This window comes from Dyadobacter fermentans DSM 18053 (assembly GCF_000023125.1).
GTDB lineage: Bacteria > Bacteroidota > Bacteroidia > Cytophagales > Spirosomataceae > Dyadobacter > Dyadobacter fermentans.
Genome location: NC_013037.1, coordinates 4,135,681 through 4,157,355 on the forward strand (window position 1 = coordinate 4,135,681; position 21,675 = coordinate 4,157,355).

General features: G+C 49.8%; 21 protein-coding genes. 14 read left to right on the forward strand and 7 right to left on the reverse strand.

Going from position 1 to position 21,675, the window contains the following annotated elements; genetic code table 11:
• Nucleotides 1-30: 30 nt before the first annotated feature.
• The 5 genes from DFER_RS16725 to DFER_RS16745 all read left to right on the forward strand — a co-directional run bounded on the left by DFER_RS16725 (nt 31) and on the right by DFER_RS16745 (nt 5,660).
• Complete coding sequence (locus DFER_RS16725; RefSeq protein WP_015812833.1) at nt 31-654, forward strand: hypothetical protein; 624 nt, start codon at nt 31-33, stop codon at nt 652-654.
• A 156-nt stretch (nt 655-810) separates the two neighbouring features.
• A complete protein-coding gene (locus DFER_RS16730; protein ID WP_015812834.1) occupies nt 811-1,185 on the forward strand; it encodes a BlaI/MecI/CopY family transcriptional regulator in 375 nt (124 codons plus the stop codon).
• Nucleotides 1,186-1,200: 15 nt separating this feature from the next.
• A complete protein-coding gene (locus DFER_RS16735; RefSeq protein ID WP_015812835.1) occupies nt 1,201-2,721 on the forward strand; it encodes a M56 family metallopeptidase in 1,521 nt (506 codons plus the stop codon).
• Nucleotides 2,722-2,733: 12 nt separating this feature from the next.
• Entirely contained in the window at nt 2,734-4,548 is a 1,815-nt protein-coding gene (locus DFER_RS16740) for a TonB family protein (RefSeq protein WP_015812836.1), read from the forward strand.
• 83 nt (nt 4,549-4,631) lie between these two features.
• Nucleotides 4,632-5,660 carry a Gfo/Idh/MocA family protein gene (locus DFER_RS16745; protein WP_015812837.1) on the forward strand — a complete coding sequence of 343 codons (1,029 nt, stop codon included), beginning with the start codon at nt 4,632-4,634 and terminating at the stop codon, nt 5,658-5,660.
• A gap of 78 nt (nt 5,661-5,738) precedes the next feature.
• Here DFER_RS16745 and DFER_RS16750 read toward each other — a convergent pair whose 3' ends face one another.
• From DFER_RS16750 to DFER_RS16760, 3 genes are all read right to left on the reverse strand, one after another.
• Nucleotides 5,739-6,131 (reverse strand): ExbD/TolR family protein, encoded by a 393-nt coding sequence (locus DFER_RS16750; RefSeq protein ID WP_015812838.1) that lies wholly within the window; start codon nt 6,129-6,131, stop codon nt 5,739-5,741.
• 62 nt (nt 6,132-6,193) lie between these two features.
• A complete protein-coding gene (locus DFER_RS16755) occupies nt 6,194-6,874 on the reverse strand; it encodes a MotA/TolQ/ExbB proton channel family protein (RefSeq protein ID WP_015812839.1) in 681 nt (226 codons plus the stop codon).
• A gap of 120 nt (nt 6,875-6,994) precedes the next feature.
• The gene (locus DFER_RS16760; protein WP_229206025.1) at nt 6,995-7,621 is read right to left on the reverse strand and encodes a Uma2 family endonuclease; all 627 of its coding nucleotides are present in this window, start codon (nt 7,619-7,621) and stop codon (nt 6,995-6,997) included.
• A gap of 207 nt (nt 7,622-7,828) precedes the next feature.
• On the opposite strand from DFER_RS16760, the gene DFER_RS16765 reads away from it, so the two are divergent.
• The 6 genes from DFER_RS16765 (at nt 7,829) to DFER_RS16790 (ending at nt 13,490) form a co-directional block, all read left to right on the forward strand.
• Entirely contained in the window at nt 7,829-8,650 is an 822-nt protein-coding gene (locus DFER_RS16765; protein ID WP_041735234.1) for an MbnP family protein, read from the forward strand.
• 20 nt (nt 8,651-8,670) lie between these two features.
• Entirely contained in the window at nt 8,671-9,789 is a 1,119-nt protein-coding gene (locus DFER_RS16770) for a cytochrome-c peroxidase (RefSeq protein ID WP_041736492.1), read from the forward strand.
• A gap of 146 nt (nt 9,790-9,935) precedes the next feature.
• The gene (locus DFER_RS16775) at nt 9,936-10,265 is read left to right on the forward strand and encodes a DUF6787 family protein (RefSeq protein WP_015812843.1); all 330 of its coding nucleotides are present in this window, start codon (nt 9,936-9,938) and stop codon (nt 10,263-10,265) included.
• Nucleotides 10,266-10,392: 127 nt separating this feature from the next.
• Nucleotides 10,393-11,715: a signal recognition particle protein gene (ffh, locus tag DFER_RS16780; RefSeq protein WP_015812844.1), complete on the forward strand. Its 1,323-nt coding sequence runs from the start codon at nt 10,393-10,395 to the stop codon at nt 11,713-11,715.
• A gap of 12 nt (nt 11,716-11,727) precedes the next feature.
• Nucleotides 11,728-12,228, forward strand: coding sequence for a hypothetical protein (locus DFER_RS16785; RefSeq protein WP_229206026.1), 501 nt, complete (start codon nt 11,728-11,730; stop codon nt 12,226-12,228).
• Nucleotides 12,229-12,245: 17 nt separating this feature from the next.
• Nucleotides 12,246-13,490, forward strand: coding sequence for an alkaline phosphatase family protein (locus tag DFER_RS16790; RefSeq protein WP_015812846.1), 1,245 nt, complete (start codon nt 12,246-12,248; stop codon nt 13,488-13,490).
• A gap of 1 nt (nt 13,491) precedes the next feature.
• Here the strand turns inward: DFER_RS16790 and DFER_RS16795 are convergent, their stop codons facing one another.
• Nucleotides 13,492-14,157, reverse strand: a complete 666-nt coding sequence (locus DFER_RS16795) for a hypothetical protein (RefSeq protein ID WP_015812847.1) — start codon at nt 14,155-14,157, stop codon at nt 13,492-13,494.
• 101 nt (nt 14,158-14,258) lie between these two features.
• On the opposite strand from DFER_RS16795, the gene DFER_RS16800 reads away from it, so the two are divergent.
• Nucleotides 14,259-15,716 carry an NADH-quinone oxidoreductase subunit N gene (locus DFER_RS16800; protein WP_015812848.1) on the forward strand — a complete coding sequence of 486 codons (1,458 nt, stop codon included), beginning with the start codon at nt 14,259-14,261 and terminating at the stop codon, nt 15,714-15,716.
• Nucleotides 15,717-15,926: 210 nt separating this feature from the next.
• Here DFER_RS16800 and DFER_RS16805 read toward each other — a convergent pair whose 3' ends face one another.
• The 3 genes from DFER_RS16805 to DFER_RS16815 all read right to left on the reverse strand — a co-directional run bounded on the left by DFER_RS16805 (nt 15,927) and on the right by DFER_RS16815 (nt 19,058).
• Complete coding sequence (locus DFER_RS16805) at nt 15,927-16,370, reverse strand: DUF6934 family protein (protein WP_015812849.1); 444 nt, start codon at nt 16,368-16,370, stop codon at nt 15,927-15,929.
• A 123-nt stretch (nt 16,371-16,493) separates the two neighbouring features.
• Nucleotides 16,494-17,354 (reverse strand): TraB/GumN family protein, encoded by an 861-nt coding sequence (locus DFER_RS16810; RefSeq protein ID WP_015812850.1) that lies wholly within the window; start codon nt 17,352-17,354, stop codon nt 16,494-16,496.
• Between the two features lie 63 nt (nt 17,355-17,417).
• Nucleotides 17,418-19,058, reverse strand: a complete 1,641-nt coding sequence (locus DFER_RS16815) for a M28 family peptidase (protein WP_015812851.1) — start codon at nt 19,056-19,058, stop codon at nt 17,418-17,420.
• Between the two features lie 101 nt (nt 19,059-19,159).
• On the opposite strand from DFER_RS16815, the gene DFER_RS16820 reads away from it, so the two are divergent.
• Both DFER_RS16820 and typA read left to right on the forward strand, forming a co-directional pair.
• Entirely contained in the window at nt 19,160-19,429 is a 270-nt protein-coding gene (locus DFER_RS16820; RefSeq protein ID WP_015812852.1) for a DUF2442 domain-containing protein, read from the forward strand.
• 211 nt (nt 19,430-19,640) lie between these two features.
• A complete protein-coding gene (gene typA, locus DFER_RS16825) occupies nt 19,641-21,455 on the forward strand; it encodes a translational GTPase TypA (RefSeq protein ID WP_015812853.1) in 1,815 nt (604 codons plus the stop codon).
• Nucleotides 21,456-21,675 lie beyond the last annotated feature (220 nt).

The window sequence follows — 21,675 nt, forward strand, 5'->3', positions numbered from 1 at the left end:
TATTTGATAATGGGCTAAACGATTCAAATCATGATCGCTTCACCAAGACCTGGCTTCGACATTCCTGAAAACGCATTGGAGAAAAGCATTCCGACATCGCTAATCCGCGAGATTATTGATGGGAAGCCTTACTACTACAAAGGCTACCAGGAAGTGCTCGCAGGCAATGTCAATGAAGAAGGTGTCATGGGTTGCAGTATTTTACAATCATTCATCGTCGCTTATCTGGTACGTGTTCTTCTTCGTTCGATCGACGAAGACAGATATCTCATAGCTTCCAATGAACCCGGTCTCCACATTGATAAGAAAAACAATCTGTCTTCCGACATTCTGGTTTTTGACTACAACGTGTTGACAATCGATGAGATCAATCTGCGTTATGCGCAAGTTCCCCCTATAATATCAGTCGAAGTAGACACGCGCATTGAATTGGAAAATGTCGCTGAGAGTAAGTATGTGGCGATGAAAACAATGAAGCTGCTAAATTTTGGCGTAAAAAAAGTCATTTGGTTTTTTACTGAGACAAAGCAAATTATGATCGCCACACCCGGCAACTGGGCGACGTTCGGCTGGGATCATGAAGTTGCATTAATGCCTGGCGCTCTGTGTAATGTAGGGCAATATCTTCGCAGCAAAGGCTCAAAGTATGCCTAGCATAAAATATTCATAATCAACATAAACCGTCGACTTTACAACCCGACGGTTTTTTTATTTTTTCATAATAACTAATAAAATAGTTTTGAAACTAACGAAATAGTAATACCTTTGAAATAAGCATCATTAATAACCCATTTTAAAAGAAAGAACAATATGGAAATCCGTAACCTGACGAGGGCTGAGGAAGAGGTCATGAGAATTCTCTGGCAATTGAAGAAAGCATTTGTGAAGGACATCCTTGCCGAAATGCCCGAGCCCAAGCCTGCCTATAACACCGTATCGACCATCATTAGGATACTCGAAAAGAAAGAGGTGGTGGGATATAATGCCTACGGCAAGACACACGAGTACTATCCGCTCATCTCGGAAGAAGAATATAAACGACACGAAATGAAGCAGTTAATGGTCAATTATTTCGATAATTCGCTGCCTAATCTCGTTTCCTTTTTCGTGAAGGACAATGATCTTAACACCAAGGACCTGGACGAGATCATGAAGCTCATCAATCAACACAAAAACGACCAGTAAAAACATCTGTCAGCCATGGAAACATTACTTTACATCGGCAAGGTGAGCCTATACTGGACGTTGCTATACGGCTGCTACTGGCTGATGCTGCGCAAGCACACCTTCTTCCAGTGGAACCGCGCCTATCTGGTCGCCTCGCTGCTCGCAGCATTCCTGCTTCCCGAGGTGATTTATCCGGCATCGGGGCCGGAGCTGCCGGTTATTTACGAGGTCAATGCCGCTGCGTTCACCGTGTCGGCCGCGCCCAGGGAGCCGGCGAGCGGATTTAACTGGTGGCAGGGAATTGCGATCGTTTACGCATTCGGGCTGGCGATCTTCGGTTCGCAGCTTATCCGCGAAGTCGCAAAGCTGGTACGGTACCTGAAATCGGGGGAAGTGATCGGCCTTGAAGATTGCACGATCGTCCTCATCGATTCGAACCAGGTAGGCTCGTTTTCCTTCCTGAAATGGATTGTCATCAACCGGAACGACTACGAAAATCACTTCGACGCGATATTAAGGCATGAAATGGTGCACACGCACCAGCGCCACAGCCTCGACATCCTGCTCGTGGAGGTGCTCCGGACCCTATTCTGGTTTCACCCGGTGCTGCCGCTGTACAAACGCTCCTTGCAGGAAATCCACGAGTACCTGGCCGATGCCGAGGCGCCGAATCGCGAGCATTATGCCAAATTTCTCGTTGCCTACGCCCTCAATGCGCCCGTGGCTGCGCTCACGAACCATTTTTTCAAACCATCCCAAATTAAAAATCGGATCAAGATGATTTACAAAAGCAGAACTTCGAAGTGGATGCTCGGCACGTACGCCGTGGCAGCCGCGCTGATTGGCAGTGTTGCAGTATTCGTTGCCGGTTGCGAGAGCCAGGTTTCCAAGGAAACGGAACCACCCAAAGTGGAGCAAAAAGAAGCAGTGGTAGTGCCCGACGAGGCAGTGAAAGACGAAAAAGTTTATACTGTGGTCGACAAGCATCCCCTGTTTCCGGGAGGCGTCAAAGAGATGTACAAGTTTCTCGGACAAAATATCAGATATCCTAAAAAAGCGATCGACGCGAATGTACAAGGCCGGGTGTTTCTGGCATTCGTGGTGACGGAAACCGGCGAGATCAGCGACCTCCGCATTCTGAAAGGATTGGGCGCTGGCTGTGACGAAGAGGCACTGAGGGTCGTTTCGACGATGCCCAAATGGGTACCCGGCGAGGTCGACGGCAAGCCGGTTCGTGTTAAATATAACTTGCCGATCAATTTCCAGCTGGAAGAAACGCCTTCTAACGACACGACGCAGGCTACTGTGCCGGGCGTTGCTAAATCCCCAACAAAAGTTACGTTGCGCCTGAACGACCAGCTGACGCTGCCCGGTTCGCAACCGCTTTACATCCTGAACGGTGAGGAAATGGAAGAAGGCCTATCACTTAATACGATTGATCCCAACACCATCGAGAGCCTCAACGTTTTCAAAGGCGCGGAGGCGACGAAAATCTACGGTTCGAAGGGCGCAAACGGTGTCATCTCCATCATTACCAAAGACAATAACAAATAATTCTCTCCCGGCATGGAAACGCTCCTTTATTTGTTGAAAGTCAATTTGTACTGGGGCGCATTTTACGCCTGCTACTGGCTCCTGCTCCGCAAGCACACTTTCTTTCACTGGAACCGTTTCTACCTGCTGGGTTCGTTACTGATCGCCTTCGCATTGCCTGCATTACGCTTCTCAGCACCGGTAACGACCATTTACGTACCCGAAACCGTCTACCAGAAAGCGACTATCTCAGTAGCCGTGGTGGCCGGCCATGCTCCGCAAACAGGTAGCGGTGAATGGCTGTGGCTGATCGCAGCTGCGTATCTTGCCGGCGTGGTCGTGCTGGGATGGCAATTCCTTTCCGGTTTGAGGCGGTTGATCCGGATAGCGCGCCAAAGTGAAACAATCGGAATGGGCCAGTACACGCTCGTAATGCTGCCGGAATGCAATGTTAGGCACGGCGGAAGCTCTTTTTCGTTTTTCCACTGGCTATTCCTGAGCGCACACGACTACCGGCACAACCCCGACGCGGTGATCCGCCATGAATGCGAGCACATCCGGCAATGGCACACGGCGGACATACTGGTGGTCGAACTGCTCAAAATCGGTTTCTGGTTCAATCCGGTGCTGTGGCTTTACAAACGCTGCATTCAAACCGTGCACGAGTACCTCGCCGACCAGCCGGTTCCCGACCGGCACGGTTACGCGTCGTTTCTCGTGGCTTATGCGCTCCGCAGCCCGGATATCGCGGTGGCTAATCATTTTTTCAACTCGTCGATGCTCAAAAACCGGATTGATATGATCTACAAAAAGCGCAGTTCCCGTTGGCTGCTGGCCAAATATCTGCTAATCCTGCCGGTGCTCATGTGCTCTATGGCCATTTCAGCTTCCCGGTCGCCGTTGCAAGCGATCCAGCGGCTGGATGCCGCTATCGGACAGAACATCCGCGTAAAGGGTAACCTCACCAATGAACAGAAAGAGCCTGTTTCGGATGCGATAGTGATCGTAGCCGGAACCACACGCGGCACCACTACCGACCGGAACGGCTGGTTTGAGCTGGACAATGTGCCGACCGGCGCCAAACTGGTCATCACGCATGTTGCCTATCAAGCGGTTGAAGTGACGGTTTCTGATAATCAAACCGAGCTCATGCTGGTTATGAAAAAGGCGGTGAATCAAATCACCGGCCCGGTGATCGTCGGGAAACCGGCAACCGCCACAGCGCCGGTAACTGCCTCCGCGCCCCCTTCGACGGTGGATCGCAATATGAAAGTGGTAGAGCAGCAACCACAGTTTCCCGGCGGAAGGGAAGCCCTCATGCAATATTTAATGCAAAATCTGGAATATCCTGAAATTGCCCGGCAGATCAGACTGGAAGCTATCGCGCTGGTTTCATTCACGGTGGATAAAAACGGCGAAATCCGCAATGCCAAAAGCCTGAAAAACATCGGCTATGGCATCGACAAGGAAGCGTTGCGGGTGGTGAACGATATGCCGAAGTGGAATCCGGCGGTGCAAAACGGTAAGCCGGTTGAAATGGAATACACCCTTGAAGTGAATTTCAAAATGGAGGACAAAAGTGAGGATAAGCGCCAGGGGTTCATGAATTTCAGAGACATTACTCCCGCCTCTTCGATGGAAAAAATAGGTAAGCTGTTCGGTAATCCATTAGACATTCTGGCATCCGGCAAAGTGCCCGAGGTGAGGTATGGAGCAGTGAATTACAAGACTTCAAGCAATGCGGCTACCGAGTACATGTCGAATGACAATGGGACATACAGGTATCTCAACTATGGCCTCACATCCCGGCGATATGCCGCGCCAGTCTTGAAATACAGGGCAAAATAGAAACGCGTAATGCCGGTTTTCGCAGCGCATTTCGCGTTTTAATGCGGATATTTGGAAGATATACCAAACCTATTCTTCCTTTCATGTCAATCCTAAAAGCGGCCATCATTGGCGGAGGGCATATTGCCGATCAGAACCATCTTCCGGCGCTAGCTAAACTGTCCGATCGCGTCAAAGCCGTATCGATATGCAGCCGCGACATCCATAAGGCGCTGGCGCTGGCCGACAAACATGGCGTACCGTTCGCCTACGATAATCCCGATCAAATGTACCGGAGTGAAGGCAAGCCCGACATCGTGATTAACTGCACCGCTAATAACCTGCATTACCCGTTCACGATGCAGGCCCTCGAAAACGGATGTCACGTGTTCTGCGAGAAGCCGCCAGCCATGAATGCGCGCGAAGCCCGCGAAATGGCCGATCTGGCTAAAAAGAAAGGATTAATACTAGCCTACAACTTCCAGCGACGCCACGCACCGGAGTATGCGACATTGAAAAACTACCAAGCGACCGGTAACCTGGGCGAGATTTATCATATCAAAGCCAACTACCTGCGCCGCCGCGGCATTCCCGGCTGGGGCAACTTTACAAACAAAACCATCCAGGGAGGCGGTGCGCTCATCGATCTCGGCGTACACATCCTTGACCTCGCATTAGGCCTCACCGGCTATCAGCAACCTACTCGGATCGTCGCCAACACGTACGATTTTATCGGCAAAAGCGGCGGAAAGGGCTTGAAAGGTGCCTGGAATCCATCGACATTCGAGGTGGAAGATGCCTGCTTTGCACATTTGTCGTTCCCGGGGAACGTCAGCATTTCGCTGTCCACCTCATTTGCGCTCAATATGGAGCAGGAAGAGACGATCAACCTGGAAGTGTTCGGTACCAAGGGCGGCGCCCGGCTATTCCCGCTTTCGGTCCACACCGAAATAGCAGGCGAGCTGGCTGATATCCGTTTCCCACATTTGGCCGATGTGGATTTTCAGCTGGAAAACACAACGGCGTTCCTGGATCTTTGTGATGGGGAGACGGCCAATATCTGCGACGGCGAGCAAGGCGCTATCCTGCAACAGATCGTTGAGCAAATTTACCAAAGCGCAGCAAATCAATAAGCAAGAAAAAGGGCTTGGAGATCCGATCTCCAAGCCCTTTCCATTCTCCTTACTCCCTCGTCCTTTCTCCCAAAAATTCTATTTAGCGGTAGCCATCACCATCTTGATATCGTTCTTGGCCCCGATTTCGAGCACATCCACCAGATCCTGCACGGCAAGGTTTTTATCGACTCTCAAAACGACGGTGCGCTCCTCCACGCCGGCAAAAATGCTTTGCAGCTGCGTTTCCAGATTATCGAAAGGGATCGGCTCTTTATCGATAAAATAGGCCTTATTTTCGTCAACCGACAGGGTAATCTGCTTTTTGTACATCTGCTGCGTTGCCGATGCCTTGGGCAGCATCAGTTTGATCACGTTCGGATTGGACATCGTCGAGATGATCAAAAAGAACAACAGCAGGAAGAACATGATATCGTTGAGCGAGTGCGTGAACACCTCCGGGGCAAACCGGCTCTTCCGACGTATTTTCATATTGGAAAATGTAATGGGTTGTCAGATGGGGCAGATTGCGCGAACCTGCCATCCTTGAATATCTATTTTGCAGCAACTGGCTTTTGGAGCACATCCAGGAAATCGGACGCGGCCATTTGCAGGCGCAATGCAAAACGGTCGATCTTCATATTCAGCAAGTGGTAACCCGCGTAGGCGATCAAACCGATGATCAGACCGGAGCCGGACGTGATCATTTTCTCATACATACCACCGGCAATGGTGCTGATATTGAAGTCATTGGAAATCGAAATATCGTAGAAGATACGGATGATACCGGAGATCGTACCCACGAAACCGAGCATCGGCGCAATACCGGCGATCACCCCGAGATAAGGCAAATTTCCCTCCATGCGCTGGATTTCGATCTGGCTGGCGTTTTCGATAGTCGTTTCAATGTCTTTGATCGGATAGCCAATCCGGCCGATCGCCCTTTCGAGAATGCGGCCTGCGGCATTACGCTGGTTTCTGCAAAGCGACTCGGCCGATTTCAGGTTACCCTGCTGGATAAAATCTTTCACATTATCGACAAATTGCGGCTCAATCCTACCATTTGCGCCAATCCCGAGGAAACGCTCGATGATCAGGAACAGCGTGGCGAGGAACAACAGCCCGAGTGGCAACATTACCCACCCCCCTTTGGCGAGCAGATCGATTACGGAAAGGCCCTGCTCAGCGACGGGTGCAGCCGCAGTAGAGTCAGTAAGTGCTTGCAGAAGCATCATATCAGAAATAAAAAGTGAATGGTTAAGCGAATGAAACAGAGGTCGATTCTATTCAAAAACAATTTTGATCTTAAACGGAGCAAAATGCCCCTTATTGTTCAAAGGGCAAATATAGGAAAATTACTCTTTTGGTGGGGGAACGAGGCTGGTTACATTCTCGGTGCCGTCATAAAGATCGGCCATTTGCAGGGTTGCGCCAATGGTTTGAATTGTAATTGTTTCGGTCAGGGAGAATGCATCATCGGCCAGTATCCATTGATTACCGGGCATACGGCGGAAAACCTGCGCGTCGGCTTTACGGGAATCTATCGTCACATATTCCTGCAAGGTTTCAATGTCACGGTACAATTTGAATTTCTGCCCGCGGTCGTACTCGCAGGTGAATGGGGAAAGAATTTCAATAATTACCGACGGGTTAATAATCGTGATGCGATCAAGCTTTGAAAACTGGTTAGCCCCGCAGACAATCACAATGTCGGGATAAGTGTACAGTGAATTGGCGGGAATATGAATGCGCTGGTCACTGGATGAGCTTCGGCAGGATTTGTTCTTTTTCAAAACCTGATAAATTTCCCCGATCACATTCTCCTTTACCCGATTATGATTCGGTGCCGCACCCGACATTTTAATGATCTGCCCCTGAAAATATTCGCTCTTTTCAAAGGCGTCGTTTTCAAGGCGGAGATATTCCTCTTCTGAATACATGGTCGGGTGGGGAAGTGCTAATGCGCGCGCTGCTATGGCCATAGTGTGTTTCTTTTTACCAAATATACATTTTGCAACCTAAATCGAATGCACATTCAAACACCGATTATCCTGCGGGACTGCAATGCGTCACAATGAAAGCGGCCCGTTTGCAGTTCTATCATTAGTTGGAACAAATTCTTTGTGCAATTTTGCCGGCTCAAAGCCCGTGTATTGTCTGTGGGTGGTTTTTTTATTAAACAAATATTTATGAAAAGGACATTTTCAATATTGCTGGCGATAGCGTCGGCACTATGGATGGCTTCATGTCAGTTTCCCGACGAAAAAGATGATACCGACCCCATTGAAACGGGTACGATCCAACTGCAATTCGACAATATCGCAGGCAACCAGGATTTACAGCTCGATAGTGTGAGATACCAGAACTCGGCAGGAGAAGATTTTACAGTGAGCATACTCAATTACTACATTTCCAATATCAAACTGATCAGAATGGACGGCAGCGTGTTCACGGTGCCACAGGATTCGAGCTATTTCCTGATCCGCGAATCGAACCGCGAATCGCAGAAACTCACGATCAGGAATGTGCTCACCGGCGAGTATACCGGCGTGGAATTCACCATCGGCGTGGACAGCCTGCGGAGTGTCATGGACCCCTCGCAGCCCGGACGCAAAGGCATTCTCGACAAGGATAGCGGCCCTACCAACGAAGAGGCCATGTATTGGGACTGGAACCCAGGCTACATTTTCCTGAAAATGGAAGGCTCGTCCGATTCGTCGACGACCGCCAACGGGAAATACTTCTACCATATAGGAGGCTTCGGCGGCTTAACGGCGCCAACGCTCAATAACATTAAAACCGTGAAACTGAATTTCCCCGGTCAGAAAGCCATCGTCACTACGAGCATCGTATCCAATGTACTTATTCAGGCCAATATCCTGAAAATATTCGACGGTCCGACGCAGCTGAGCATTAAGGAGAACCCCGGCGTGATGTTCACACCGTTTTCAAAAAATGTCGCCGACAACTATGCAGGCATGTTTAGTGTCAAGGAAATAAAAATCAACTGAAATCACGTCCGCGAACGATGATGAAGAAAATTGCAGGCATATTGATCGTGATGGCGGTAGTTTCCTGCGGCAGGAAGCCCGACAACCCCGAGCCGGTGGCCCCGCCCGCCAAAACGCCCACGCCCTTGCAATGGACGAAGCCGTCGTATTTCCCTGACCCGGTTTATGATTTGTCCAAAAATCCATTGACCGTCGAGGGTGTCGAACTCGGCAAGTTCCTTTTTTACGACGGCATACTTTCCAGAACCGACAATATCGGCTGCGGCACGTGCCATCAGCAGCAGGCGGCATTTACGCATCACGGCCACGACCTGAGCCACGGCGTGGACGACCTGATCGGTACACGCAACGCCCCGTCGGTCCAAAATATGGCTTGGAGCACCTCGTTTTTCTGGGACGGCGGCGTGCATGACATGGACCTGGTGCCGCCGGTGCCCATTCAAAACAAGGTCGAAATGGATGAGCGGGTTTCCAACGTGATCGAAAAATTGAGGAAAACCCCGGTTGCTGGTGCCGCCAAGCAGGTAGATTACCCCAAAATGTTCAAAGCGGCGTTCGGAAGCGATAGCATCACAGCCGACCGGATGATGCTTGCATTGTCGCAGTTTATGATGACGATGGTGTCGGCTACATCGCGCTACGATTACTATGTGCGCGGCGACGCTTCGGCATTAACTTCCCTGGAACAGAACGGCTTAACCATTTTCAAACAAAAATGCGCCTCCTGCCATGCCGGAGAGCTTTTTACCGATCAAAAGTTCCGGAACAACGGCTTGAGGCCCAACCGGATCAACGATCAGGGCAGGTACGACATCACTTTGAACGAAAACGACCGGCTGAAATTCAAGGTGCCCAGCCTCCGCAATATCGGCCTTACCGCACCCTACATGCACGACGGCCGGTTCACAAACCTGGAACAGGTCCTCGACCATTATGCCAACGACCGGCCGGGCAACAAGGACAGCATCCACGTGTCGCCCACCCTCGATCCGCTGCTGAATGTAGCTGGCCAAAAACGCGGAATCAGCCTGACAAGTGCCGAAAAACAATCCATCGTCGCATTCCTGAAAACATTGAATGACGACGATTTCATCAAAGACAAACGTTTTTCCGACCCGGGTGTGGGGACGTCGTTTTGATGCAACCGATGAACCGCTGCTTTGCCTGTCCCAAACGCACCGCCTTTCACGAACCCGGCCATTAAACCTTCATTAAAATCAAGGATTTTTGAGATTCGCGTTGTTACTTTGCAGGAATTCCAGTAGCAGTCAATACAATAACATATATGCAAAGCGGAGAAAAGAATGCGCAGCCCTGGTTGGGCAAAATGCAGGAAAAATGGGGATTGGAAACAACCAGGCAGGTTTTATTGGTACTCGCGGTGTTCAGTTTGTCGGGCTCGTCGGTAGTTTGGCTCCGCAAAGGGCTGTTTAACCTCCTCGGGTATGACGATGCGACGCCGATGTGGCTCAAAACAATCACTTACATTCTGTTCATTTTCCCGACTTACCAGAGCCTGTTGCTGTTGTACGGGTTTCTGCTCGGCCAGTTCTCGTTTTTTTGGGAAAAGGAAAAGAAAATGTTCCGCTGGATCGCCGCCAAGTTCAAAAAATAGACATTATGCAGGCCTCCGGGCCAGTGAATATTGAGGAGTACGGGAGCTAACTATCCTGTACTCCTCATTTTATTTATACCTTTGTGTTTTATTTCAAATTCAGGTTCAGATTCATAGATATTACTCCATGTTTGAAAACTTACAGGACAAGCTTAATAACGCCTTTCGCACACTAAAAGGAAAGGACAGGATATCCGATATAAATGTTGCCGCCACCACCAAGGAAGTCCGCAAAGCGCTGGTTGATGCCGACGTAAACTTCAAGGTAGCCAAAGAAATTACAGACCGCATCCGTGAAAAGGCCATCGACAGAAAAATCCTGATTTCTGTTGAACCCGGGCAGATGTTTGTCAAAATCGTGCAGGAAGAGCTCACTGAACTGATGGGCGGCAATGCCGAGGGGATCAATATCAAAGGCGACCCCGCGGTGATCCTGATCGCCGGTTTGCAAGGTTCCGGTAAAACCACATTCTCCGGAAAACTCGCTTCATTACTAAAAAAACAAGGGCGCCAGGTACTTTTGACTGCCTGCGACGTGTACCGCCCTGCGGCGATCGACCAGCTGAAAGTGCTCGGAGAGCAGATCGGCGTGGAGGTATATTCTGAGCCTGAGAACAAAAATGCGGTAAGCATTGCGCAGAACGCGGTGTCGCACGCTAAAAAATCCGGCAAAAAGATCGTGATCGTCGATACGGCGGGCCGTTTGGCAGTGGACGAGGTGATGATGAAAGAGGTGGAAGACATTAAAACTTCCGTAAAACCTTCCGAAATCCTCTTCGTAGTCGACTCGATGACCGGTCAGGACGCGGTGAACACGGCTAAAACCTTTAACGAAAGACTTGATTTCGACGGTGTAGTACTTACCAAACTCGACGGTGACGCCCGCGGTGGTGCGGCGCTTTCGATCCGCCAGGTGGTCGAAAAACCGATCAAATACATCAGTACCGGGGAAAAAATGGAAGCGCTCGACTCCTTCTACCCCGATCGTATGGCAAGCCGGATCCTCGGCATGGGTGACGTGATCTCCCTCGTGGAACGCGCACAGCAGGCATTCGACGAAGACGAGGCAAAGCGCATTAACGCCAAAATGCGTCAGAATAAATTCGATTTTGACGACTTCCTCGGCCAATTGCAGCAGATCAAAAAGATGGGTAACGTAAAAGACCTCATCGGAATGATTCCGGGCATGGGCTCAGCCATTAAGAACCTCGATATCGACAACGAATCGTTCAAACCCATTGAAGCGATCATTCAGTCGATGACCAAAAAAGAACGCGAGAACCCCGATATCATCGACGGCAGCCGCAAAAAACGCATTGCAGCCGGTAGCGGCACCACCATTCTGCAAGTCAACAACCTGATCAAACAATTTGATGAAATGCGGAAAATGATGAAAAAAATGAATACCATGCAGGCGGCCGGCAAGCTTGGCAAAGCAATGCGCCGCTAAAAACTCTCCTCGATGAAACGAGTTCTTTTTGTACTGATGCTGATCGCCCTGCTGGGCCAGGGAAAGCTGCGGGCGCAGGCATCGGTGGGTTACTACCCGTGGAGCAGCCTGCTGACCGTCAGCACGAACGCGAAAAAAGTGATCTGGCTCGATACGCGGCTTCAAACCAATTCACTGTTCAGCAGTCTTAGCATTGACCTGCTTCCGATGATCAACCTCAAAAGAGGCGAAGTAGCCCAATGGTACATTGGTGGTGGCCTCCGGCTAAATCCTCTGTACCGCATTGCCGATCCCGACGCGGATGTAATCACGGTCGACGGCTATTCTGTCAACATAGGCGTGCGCATTGCGCCGCTTCCGATGAACCGCCGCATTATGCTCGCATTGGAATTGAACCCGTATGTCAAAGACAAGTTCGACAGCGGTGTTCTGAAAAGCCATTTTGGGATTGTTTATGCATTTGGTAAAAAGAAAAAGACGGACGCAGCGCCGGAACAACCGGTAAGCCCCTAGAAAACATCATTCAATTTGTGAAAACCCGCATTTCCTTCCTGTTAGGACTATTGTTGGCTGCAAGCATTGCCCCGAATGCTTTTTCGCAGGCTGCTAAAACCAAAAAGGTCGTCTTCGTGATTGTGGACGGCATTTCCAGCGACAGTAAGGAAAAAATCGCGACGCCCCATCTGGACGCGATCGCGAAGGTGGGCGGGTACACACGTGCGTACGTAGGCGGAGGCAAAGGCACCTACTCGCAAACGCCGACCATTTCGGCCGTGGGTTATAACAGCTTGCTCACGGGCACCTGGGTGAACAAGCATAATGTTTGGGATAATGATATTAAAGACCCGAACTATCACTACTGGACACTTTTTCGCTTTCTGGAAGAGCAATATCCACAAAAACGCACCGCTATTTTCTCGACCTGGCTTGACAACCGCACCAAGCTTGTGGGTACCAACCTCCCACAAACCGGCCAGCTGCAAATCGACTATTCTTTCGATGGTTTCGAGCTGGACACCATGCATTTCAAGCACGACGAACAGAAGGAATACATTCACAAAATCGACGAGAAAGTTGTGAACGAGGCGGCCGCTTACATCCGCGACAACGGCCCGGATATGTCATGGGTTTACCTCGAATACACCGATGATATGGGCCACAAATATGGCGACAGCGAGCAATTCCACAAAGCCATTCAAATGATGGACGACCAGATGGGCCGCCTTTGGAAATCTGTCTCCTACCGCGAGAAAACTTATAATGAAGACTGGCTCATCGTGATCACAACCGACCATGGCCGCGACGCCAAAACCGGCCAGGGCCACGGCGGCCAGAGCGATCGCGAACGCAGCACGTGGATCGTGACGAATGCAAAAAATTTGAATGCAAACTTCAAGGCGACACCCGGCGTAGTGGACATTTTCCCAACCGTGGCCCGTCATATGGACATTCATATCCCAAAAGAACAGTCGTTTGAAGTGGACGGCGTTGCATTTACAGGCAAGCTTTCAATCGTATCGCCGGTTGTTCAAAAATCGGCGGGCAAGGTGGATATTTCCTGGAAAGCCGTTGAAAAGGAAGGAAAAGTAAAAATCTGGCTCGCCACGACCAATGAGTTCGAAAAAGGCGGTCGTGACCTGTATTACCTGATGGACGAGGTAGACGTGGCCAATGAAAAAGCCGGAATAGACATTTCGCAATATCCTTCCGGCTTCTTTAAGATCGTTATCGAGGGCAAATACAACAGCGTAAATCGCTGGGTTGTGGAAAAGTAGGCTAGTTACCGCCGCGCCCGGCCTTGTAAGAATCATATTCTTCCAACAGGCGAATGAGGTCGTCTTCGCCGGCAAAGTCCAGCTGCTGCTCTTTAATTACGTAATTTAGCTTATTCCTCTCGTCTGTGAGCAGTTTCAGAAAACTGTTACGGTTACTGAGCTGCACCGCATTCATTTTCCCATCCTTCAAAAGATACAATTTCGCGCCGGCATCCATTTCCCTTGTGGCGCTGGCTTTTTCCACTTTAATAGGGTTGGTATATTTTTTCAAAAGCTTGGTGTTCCCATCGTAAAGTACGCGGTAGAAGCTGTTTTCGGTTCCATTCCCAACTGCCGGGTACCCGCTTCTGAATGTGTACAACTCCACGCCGCTCGGAATCGTGAACTCCTTCACACCGGACGACACCCTGTACATACCGGAACCCGTTTTATATTCTATTTCATCTTTCAGATAGTCATACCGCAGCTGAACGCCGTCATGAACGCGGTCGTCGCTGGTCCGGACGGCGCCCGAATACCATTCTTTCAATAAATACGGCGACTTATCACCTGCCGCAAGTTGTGTTTCCTGATAGGGCGTTCCCGCCAATCCCGTCGAATCCTGCGCATTCACCTGAGCGGCTGCGATGCAGGATGCCAGCGTGAAAATTCTTAGCAAATATTTCATGATTTAAGTTGGTTAATTTGATAAGTTCGAGGTTTGGAAGCCTAAGGGCTGGATTCCCCGCCCTCTTTCTGTACTTTTGCATAAAAATTGTACCTGCTCTCTTGGACATCAACGACCAGCTCATACATATACGCCAGAGCCTCGGCGGAATCATCCCTGAAATATTTCTGGCCATTTTCTTTTGTGTGTTCCTGCTTGCAGAACTGCTTTTTGTGAAACGCTTCGGCAAAGAAAAAGCGACGTCCTACCTCCTGAGCGTGGCTTTGGCAGGGAGCCTGGTAACATTGCTGCTCGTCGTCGGCCAATGGAATTCCGAGCCCGCATTCCGGTTCCAGCCCCTGCTGTTCCTCGACAGGCAGGCCGTATTCTTCAAAATACTGATTACACTCGCCTGGATTTTTACATTACTCCACGTCCGCATCCTCAAATACGATTTCCCGGCTGAGTACCATGCCTTGCTGATAGCCGCCGTGGCAGGCTTGCATTTGCTGACAATGTCCACACACCTGCTGTCGATTTACCTCTCGCTGGAACTCATTTCCATAAGCTCCTACCTGCTGGTAGCGCTTTCGCCGTACAAAAAAGCAGCTGAGGGCGGCATTAAATACCTGCTTTTCGGCACCGCCAGCTCGGCGGTAATGCTATACGGCATTTCGCTGATCTACGGCCTGAGCGGCACGCTTGATATCACGAGCCAAGACATGACCGTCGCATTAACGAACAATTCCGACCTTGTTGTAACGGTCACCATTGTACTGACGCTCGCAGGCCTGCTTTTCAAACTTTCGCTCGTGCCATTCCACATCTGGACGCCCGACGTTTACGAAGCGGCGCCCACGCCATTGGTATCCTTCCTTTCCGTAGCTCCAAAGGCCGCTGTGGTGCTGGTGCTCATGCGCCTTGCCGGCATTTTGCCTTCCCAATACTTCCCTGTTTTGGGCGGTATCGCGCTGATCAGCATGACGATCGGCAATGTGGCTGCGCTTTGGCAAACCAATGCACGCCGCCTGCTGGCCTACTCCTCCATTGCCCAGGCAGGTTATTTGCTGGTAGGCATTGCCGCATATAGCCGTTTCGGCTTCGAAGCGGCCGTATTTTACACATCCGCTTACCTCGTGATCAATCTTGCGGCGTTTTTCCTGGTGGATCTGCTGCAACCGAGGCAGGAAACCCAGCTCAAAGACTACGAAGGCCTCGGCCGCAACTACATCTGGATCTCCGGCATTCTGACGGTCGTGATGGTGGCGCTGGCTGGCCTACCCCCTACCGCCGGCTTCACTTCCAAGCTGCTCGTTTTCTCCGCCCTTTGGGACAGCTACCATGACCAGGAGCTCACCTGGATGCTGTGGTTGCTGGTTGGCGGCATTCTTAATGCTGCCATTTCACTGGCTTACTACATGCGGCTGCCGTACCTGCTGTTTTTCAAAACAGTGCGCGCCGAAGCGGTGAGCACCAACAACAGCGCTTCCGGCAAATTCATCGCCGGGATCTTCCTCGTGGCCTTGCTTATGCTCTTTTTCAACCCCGAATGGCTCACGCGCTGGATCTCAGCGTTTTGATCGGACACTTGACTGATTTCGTTTTCTGGGTAATAAATGCTTAGGTACCGGATTGGATGTCAAAAATTCAATTGCCATTCTTTGCTTTCTCAATACGAATGGGTCATTGGATAAATCAGGAAGTGGCGGAAAGCATTTCGCTGCAACGTCTTCCAAAACCTGGCTTTGTTCGTTTTCCATAAGCTGGCAGTTATTTTGATCTAAAAAACTTCATTTATGAAATAGTAAGAACGCATCGTAGCTGACACCCTTCTTAAAAGATTGCCACTTTTTATTGCAGCTTCCGCGAACAACAAAGCGGCTATTTATCTCTGCCAAATGTTTCGCAATGCTTATCCTGTACAACCTGTTTCGCGCTGCACTGTTGCCTGCCGCAAAAATCACCGCCCCGGGTCTTTTTGCTAGAAAGGACTCAGCAACAAAAGCCACGGTACTCAGTATTTTGGGCGTATCCAGGTTATTTGAAATAATTGTGTCATCCAGCTTTTGAGTGAATTCATTCCAATCCCCAAACGAGAGATTGTAGTAATTGTCCGTCCCGACAAGCTCCGTAAAAACTACGATTTTTTGAATTTTGCCTCGTGGCCCGTCGCTGATGAATCTGAATGTAAAGTGATCGTCGTCAAAATTCAGGTCGTATTTTTCCAGATTCATGTAGCAAGTGTGTTAGCGAAAATTTACAACACTCAATTTATCGCTTTACCTGCTAATAACGTGTGACGAATCTGCAACGGTTTTCAAACGGCTGGCGCTAATTATCACCGAACCCGCCGCGCGTTACTTGACCGCTCGAACCTGGAAGCCTTCTTTCCTCAGCAAGGCGATCACACCGCGTTCCCCTCCCAAATGCGCAGCACCGACGGCGAAAAATGTTGGCTTCGCACTGGCGATACGACGGATGCGGGGGATCCATTTTTGGTTGCGGGCAAACAGCATTACTTCTTCATTGCCGTCCATTCCAAAATCACTTTTCATCGTCAAATCGTACAGCTTGCTGATGTCCTGCATTTTGTACAATGCAACCAGGCTCCGGAATTCTTTTTTGGCGGAAGGTAAACTGTCGATCAGGGTGAGCAGCATTTTTGCCTGATCTTTGTAAGGAATCGTGTCGAAAATAGCCATTTGTTCTTCCAGCGTTTCAATGCCGATCACCTCGGACTTCTGCTTGCCGGCGAGCTCCACAAGTGCCATTTCGTAGGATTGCGGCTGGCAGTCGAGCAATGCATTGAAGAGCGGGCCCATCAGAATAAATGGTTTGGCCCGTTCGAACATCGCCAGACCTACGTGCACAGAATCCGTAAAAAAGCGGTTCAGCCGCTCGTATTCCGACGCGGTAACGAGCTTTTTTAACTCGTTACCGTCGGTCATATTCATTGTTTTCATCATCCCGGTCATCATACCCGGGTCGTCCATATCCATTTCGAGCGCCACCTGCTGGGTGCGCGCGAGGGTGCTTTTCAGGGAGTCGCTGATCGAGAAATCGGTGGGGCAAATGAGGTGGATCGTGCCAAACAAATACGAAGGTTTAGCCAGCCCGCGGCCGCTGATTTCCCAAAGCAAAGAATTCTCCACCGGCACCTGTGCCCGCGAAGCAATTGTAAACGCACAAAAAATCAGCAAAAACAAAACCCGTTTCATATCAATATCAGTTTAAACACCCCATTTCCCGCCTCCTCCATTCTCCTTCCTCCCAACCATCACCTACTCCTTATGGCTATCCACCACAATGCGTTCATCGCGGTTCACAAGCTCCCAGGCAGTGTGGAAAACCAGTTTCACGATTTCCGTTTGCTTATCGAAGAGGATTTTCTCCACATCGTCACCCGGCCGGTGGTAGTCCTCATGCACGCCTGTAAAGTAGAAAATCACGGGAACGCCCATTTTGGCAAAATTGTAATGGTCTGAGCGGTAGTAGAAGCGGTTGGGATCTTTCGGGTCGTTGAATGTGTAGTCGAGCTTGAAGTTGACATACTTTTTATTCGCCTCCTCACTGATCTCGTGCAATTTCGACGAGAGCTTGTCCGAGCCGATCAGGTAAACATACCGGTGATCGTTTTTGTGCGCCTCATCCACGCGGCCAATCATGTCGATGTTCAGGTTGGCAATGGTGTTTTTGAGCGGCAGCAGCGGGTTTTCGGAGTAGTATTCCGAACCGAACAGTCCCTTTTCTTCGCCGGTAACATTCAAAAACAGAATGCTCCTGCGCGGCCCTTTACCCTCGGCTTTGGCTTTACCGAACGCCTCTGCCAGTTCCAGCAGCGAAACCGTACCCGAACCGTCGTCATCCGCGCCATTGTTGATCTCCCCGTTCTCCGAAATACCGATATGGTCCAAATGCGCGCTGATCACGAGCACTTCATCTTTCTTGTCGGTCCCTTCCATAAATGCGGCCACGTTCTCCGTATCGATCGTTTCACTCACGCGCCCTACTTTCAGGGAAGCCGTCCCGCTGAAGTCTTTCGACACCGGTTTGCCCGATTTGTCGATCCCGGACTTCAATTTATTCAGTTTCTGAACCGTCGTGCCGAGCATCTCCGCGGCTACTTTACCGGAAACGACGAATGCAGCCGTTCCTGCCGGATTTTCCTGAACTGGTTTCAGCGTGGGTGCACTAAACCGCCGCGCCATTACCGCGCGCTGGCGGATCTCCTTGTCGAGATCCTCGCCGGTTTTATCCGTAATAATGAAAATGTACCGGGCGCCCTTTTCACGCGCCAGCTTGGCTTTCACCTGCCATGAGACCGGCCCGCTCCACTTGCTTTTCTCCGAATTGCCGGTGATGAGGTATTTGCCGCCCGAGGTCTGAGGTTCGCCATCGAACAGCACTACCGACTTGTCTTTCACGTCGATGCCGGCGTAATCGTTATATTTTTCATCTTCAATTCCGTAACCCGCCGTGACCAGGCTGGTTGTAATCTCTTCCGGAATATCGAGCAAACCGTTGAGATAGAAGTCTTTGTTAAACTCGTATTTCTTTCCGTTCGACTTCACATACACCTCGCCCCAGCTGCGTTTGTAGAGTTTATATTTTTGCAAAAAGCTTTTGGAACCGTCGGCATCGGTCACAATGGGCTGCAATCCGTATTGTTTAAAGTACTTCGAAACGTATTCCGCAGCCTTTTTCTGACCCGGCGAGCCGGTATCCCGGCCTTCGAGGCTGTCGGAAGCGATAATGACCAGGTGCTTTTTAAGATCTGAGGGAGTTATGCTTGCCGCATATTTGGCTGCATCGTCCTGCGGCAGGCGTTCCTGCGGCAGGCGTTCCTGCGGAGCGGCCGTCTGCGCAAGCGCCAAAGTGTTGATTGACAGGAATAATCCGGCCAGTAGGTTTTTGTTCATCATGAGGTTTAATAATCATTCAATCCCTACAAATTAACAAAACGCGCAGGCGATTGCAAAATGGCGTGATGCGGTGATTTTTCATATCTTTGATATATGGATCTATGCTGCACTACATCACAAATATTATCGAAGTACATGACTACGCTGTGACATGCCTGTTCAACACGGGTGAAACACGCGTTGTAAACCTGACAGCGATAATTGAAAAGTACCGCAGGATAAATGATGGTTTGATAAGCCAACTGTCAGATCCCACTTATTTTAAAACAGTGAAGCTCGACTCCTACGGAACATTGACGTGGGATAATGGTGTCGATTTCGACCCTGACAACCTCTACGATATGTCACAAAAAGAACCAGCTGCATACTGACCGCATTTCTTCCATTTTGCACTTCTTTTAGTTTAAAGGCTGTTTTTCACGGGATAACAATTAATTAATTGTAAAATACTGTTATTCAGGGAAAAACTACGTACATTTGCACCCTGTTTGGCAAAATATATCCAGACAAAAGCCAAATCGGCCATTGGAGCGTAAATCGACCGTTTCGTGACAGTGCCGTAAACATCTGATCCATAAAACAATGCAAGCCATTCGTAACATCGCAATTATTGCGCACGTTGACCACGGTAAAACCACTTTGGTCGACAAAATCATCCACGCGTCAAAGCTGTTTCGCGACAATCAGGAGTTCGACGACCTGATCCTCGACAACAACGATCTGGAACGTGAGCGTGGGATTACAATTGTTTCCAAAAACGTATCGGTGCGTTACAAAGATGTGAAAATCAATGTAATTGATACACCAGGTCACGCAGACTTCGGTGGTGAGGTAGAACGCGTACTTAAAATGGCGGATGGCGTTTTGTTGCTGGTCGATGCATTTGAAGGTCCGATGCCGCAAACCCGTTTCGTGCTCGGCAAAGCCATTGGCCTTGGCCTGAAACCCATCGTGGTTGTCAACAAAGTAGATAAAGAAAACTGCCGCCCGGAAGAAGTTCAGGAAAATGTATTCGACCTGATGTTCAACCTAGGCGCTACCGAAGACCAGCTCGACTTCGTAACCGTTTACGGTTCGTCGAAACAAGGCTGGATGGGCCCTGACTGGCAGAAACCAACCGAAGATATTACATTCTTGCTCGACACGATCATTGAGCAGATCCCTGCGCCGGTGATTCCGGAAGGTAACCTGCAAATGCAGATCACCTCACTCGATTACAACGCATTCGTTGGCCGTATCGCCATCGGCCGCGTGAAAAGAGGCACCATCAAGGAAGGATCGACCGTAACGCTTTGCAAAGCCGGTGGTGTAAACAAGAAGGTGAAAATCAAAGAAGTACAGGTATTCGAAGGTTTGGGTAAAACCAAAGTAACCGAAGTAGGTGCAGGTGATATTTGCGCTGTAACCGGTATCGAAGATTTCGAAATCGGCGACACCATTGCTGACGCTGAAAACCCTGAGGCACTGCCGCGCATTGCCGTGGATGAGCCTACTATGAACATGCTCTTCACAATCAACAACTCGCCATTCTTTGGTAAGGAAGGTAAATTCGTTACCTCACGCCACATCCGCGACAGGTTGTTGAAAGAAACCGAGAAAAACCTCGCATTGCGCGTGGAAAACACGGATACGGAAGACAAATTCCTCGTTTATGGCCGGGGTATCCTTCACTTGTCGGTATTGATCGAAACCATGCGTCGTGAAGGTTACGAATTGCAGGTAGGTCAGCCACAGGTGCTTTATAAGGAAGACGAAAACGGCCAGCGCCTCGAACCAATCGAGACATTGGTGGTAGACGTACCGGAAGAAACCGCCGGAAAAGTGATCGAATTGGCTACCCAGCGTAAAGGTGAGCTGTTGATCATGGAACCGAAAGGCGATTTGCAACACCTTGAGTTCGAGATCCCTTCACGCGGATTGATCGGTCTTCGTTCAAACGTACTGACCGCCACACAAGGTGAAGCCGTAATGACCCACCGTTTCAAAAGCTTCGAGCCATTCCGCGGACCGATCCCGGGCCGTCTGAACGGATCGATCATTTCGAAAAACACAGGTCCTGCAACGGGTTACACCCTTGATAAACTGCAAGATCGCGGACGTTTCTTCGTTGATCCGGGCGATGAGATCTACGGTGGACAGGTAGTAGGCGAGCACAACCGCCCTAACGACATCGTGGTGAACCTGCAAGAAGCGAAAAAGCTGACCAACATGCGTGCTTCCGGCTCGGACGACGGCCTGCGTATCGCTCCGAAAATCAACTTCTCTCTGGAAGAATCAATGGAATACATCCAGAAAGACGAATACCTCGAAGTTACCCCGCAGAACATGCGTATGCGGAAAATATACCTGGATGAAAACGATCGCAAGCGTTATGCATCCAAACTGGAAATGGCTTAATCCAAGCCCGACATTCCAAACCCGAAAAGGAGGCAATTCTTTGCCTCCTTTTTTATTTTTTCTGCATTTCAGAATTTGCCCCGATCCCGCCACATTATTTGGAAGAATCGCTAAAAGCGTTGGTATAATTTTAGTCTTGGTCACAAGGCTGAAACATTCTACTTCGGCTGGTTTTTATTACTATTTCAAGAAAAACTAGTTTTTTGTTTTTATTATAACA

Excerpts from the sequence above, each read along its gene's own strand:
- DFER_RS16725 (WP_015812833.1), top strand. The coding sequence starts at position 31 with ATGATCGCTTCACCAAGACCTGGCTTCGACATTCCTGAAAACGCATTG.
- DFER_RS16730 (WP_015812834.1), top strand. The coding sequence starts at position 811 with ATGGAAATCCGTAACCTGACGAGGGCTGAGGAAGAGGTCATGAGAATT.
- DFER_RS16735 (WP_015812835.1), top strand. The coding sequence starts at position 1,201 with ATGGAAACATTACTTTACATCGGCAAGGTGAGCCTATACTGGACGTTG.
- DFER_RS16740 (WP_015812836.1), top strand. The coding sequence starts at position 2,734 with ATGGAAACGCTCCTTTATTTGTTGAAAGTCAATTTGTACTGGGGCGCA.
- DFER_RS16745 (WP_015812837.1), top strand. The coding sequence starts at position 4,632 with ATGTCAATCCTAAAAGCGGCCATCATTGGCGGAGGGCATATTGCCGAT.
- DFER_RS16750 (WP_015812838.1), bottom strand. The coding sequence starts at position 6,131 with ATGAAAATACGTCGGAAGAGCCGGTTTGCCCCGGAGGTGTTCACGCAC.
- DFER_RS16755 (WP_015812839.1), bottom strand. The coding sequence starts at position 6,874 with ATGATGCTTCTGCAAGCACTTACTGACTCTACTGCGGCTGCACCCGTC.
- DFER_RS16760 (WP_229206025.1), bottom strand. The coding sequence starts at position 7,621 with ATGGCCATAGCAGCGCGCGCATTAGCACTTCCCCACCCGACCATGTAT.
- DFER_RS16765 (WP_041735234.1), top strand. The coding sequence starts at position 7,829 with ATGAAAAGGACATTTTCAATATTGCTGGCGATAGCGTCGGCACTATGG.
- DFER_RS16770 (WP_041736492.1), top strand. The coding sequence starts at position 8,671 with ATGAAGAAAATTGCAGGCATATTGATCGTGATGGCGGTAGTTTCCTGC.
- DFER_RS16775 (WP_015812843.1), top strand. The coding sequence starts at position 9,936 with ATGCAAAGCGGAGAAAAGAATGCGCAGCCCTGGTTGGGCAAAATGCAG.
- ffh (WP_015812844.1), top strand. The coding sequence starts at position 10,393 with ATGTTTGAAAACTTACAGGACAAGCTTAATAACGCCTTTCGCACACTA.
- DFER_RS16785 (WP_229206026.1), top strand. The coding sequence starts at position 11,728 with ATGAAACGAGTTCTTTTTGTACTGATGCTGATCGCCCTGCTGGGCCAG.
- DFER_RS16795 (WP_015812847.1), bottom strand. The coding sequence starts at position 14,157 with ATGAAATATTTGCTAAGAATTTTCACGCTGGCATCCTGCATCGCAGCC.
- DFER_RS16805 (WP_015812849.1), bottom strand. The coding sequence starts at position 16,370 with ATGAATCTGGAAAAATACGACCTGAATTTTGACGACGATCACTTTACA.
- DFER_RS16810 (WP_015812850.1), bottom strand. The coding sequence starts at position 17,354 with ATGAAACGGGTTTTGTTTTTGCTGATTTTTTGTGCGTTTACAATTGCT.
- DFER_RS16815 (WP_015812851.1), bottom strand. The coding sequence starts at position 19,058 with ATGATGAACAAAAACCTACTGGCCGGATTATTCCTGTCAATCAACACT.
- DFER_RS16820 (WP_015812852.1), top strand. The coding sequence starts at position 19,160 with ATGCTGCACTACATCACAAATATTATCGAAGTACATGACTACGCTGTG.
- typA (WP_015812853.1), top strand. The coding sequence starts at position 19,641 with ATGCAAGCCATTCGTAACATCGCAATTATTGCGCACGTTGACCACGGT.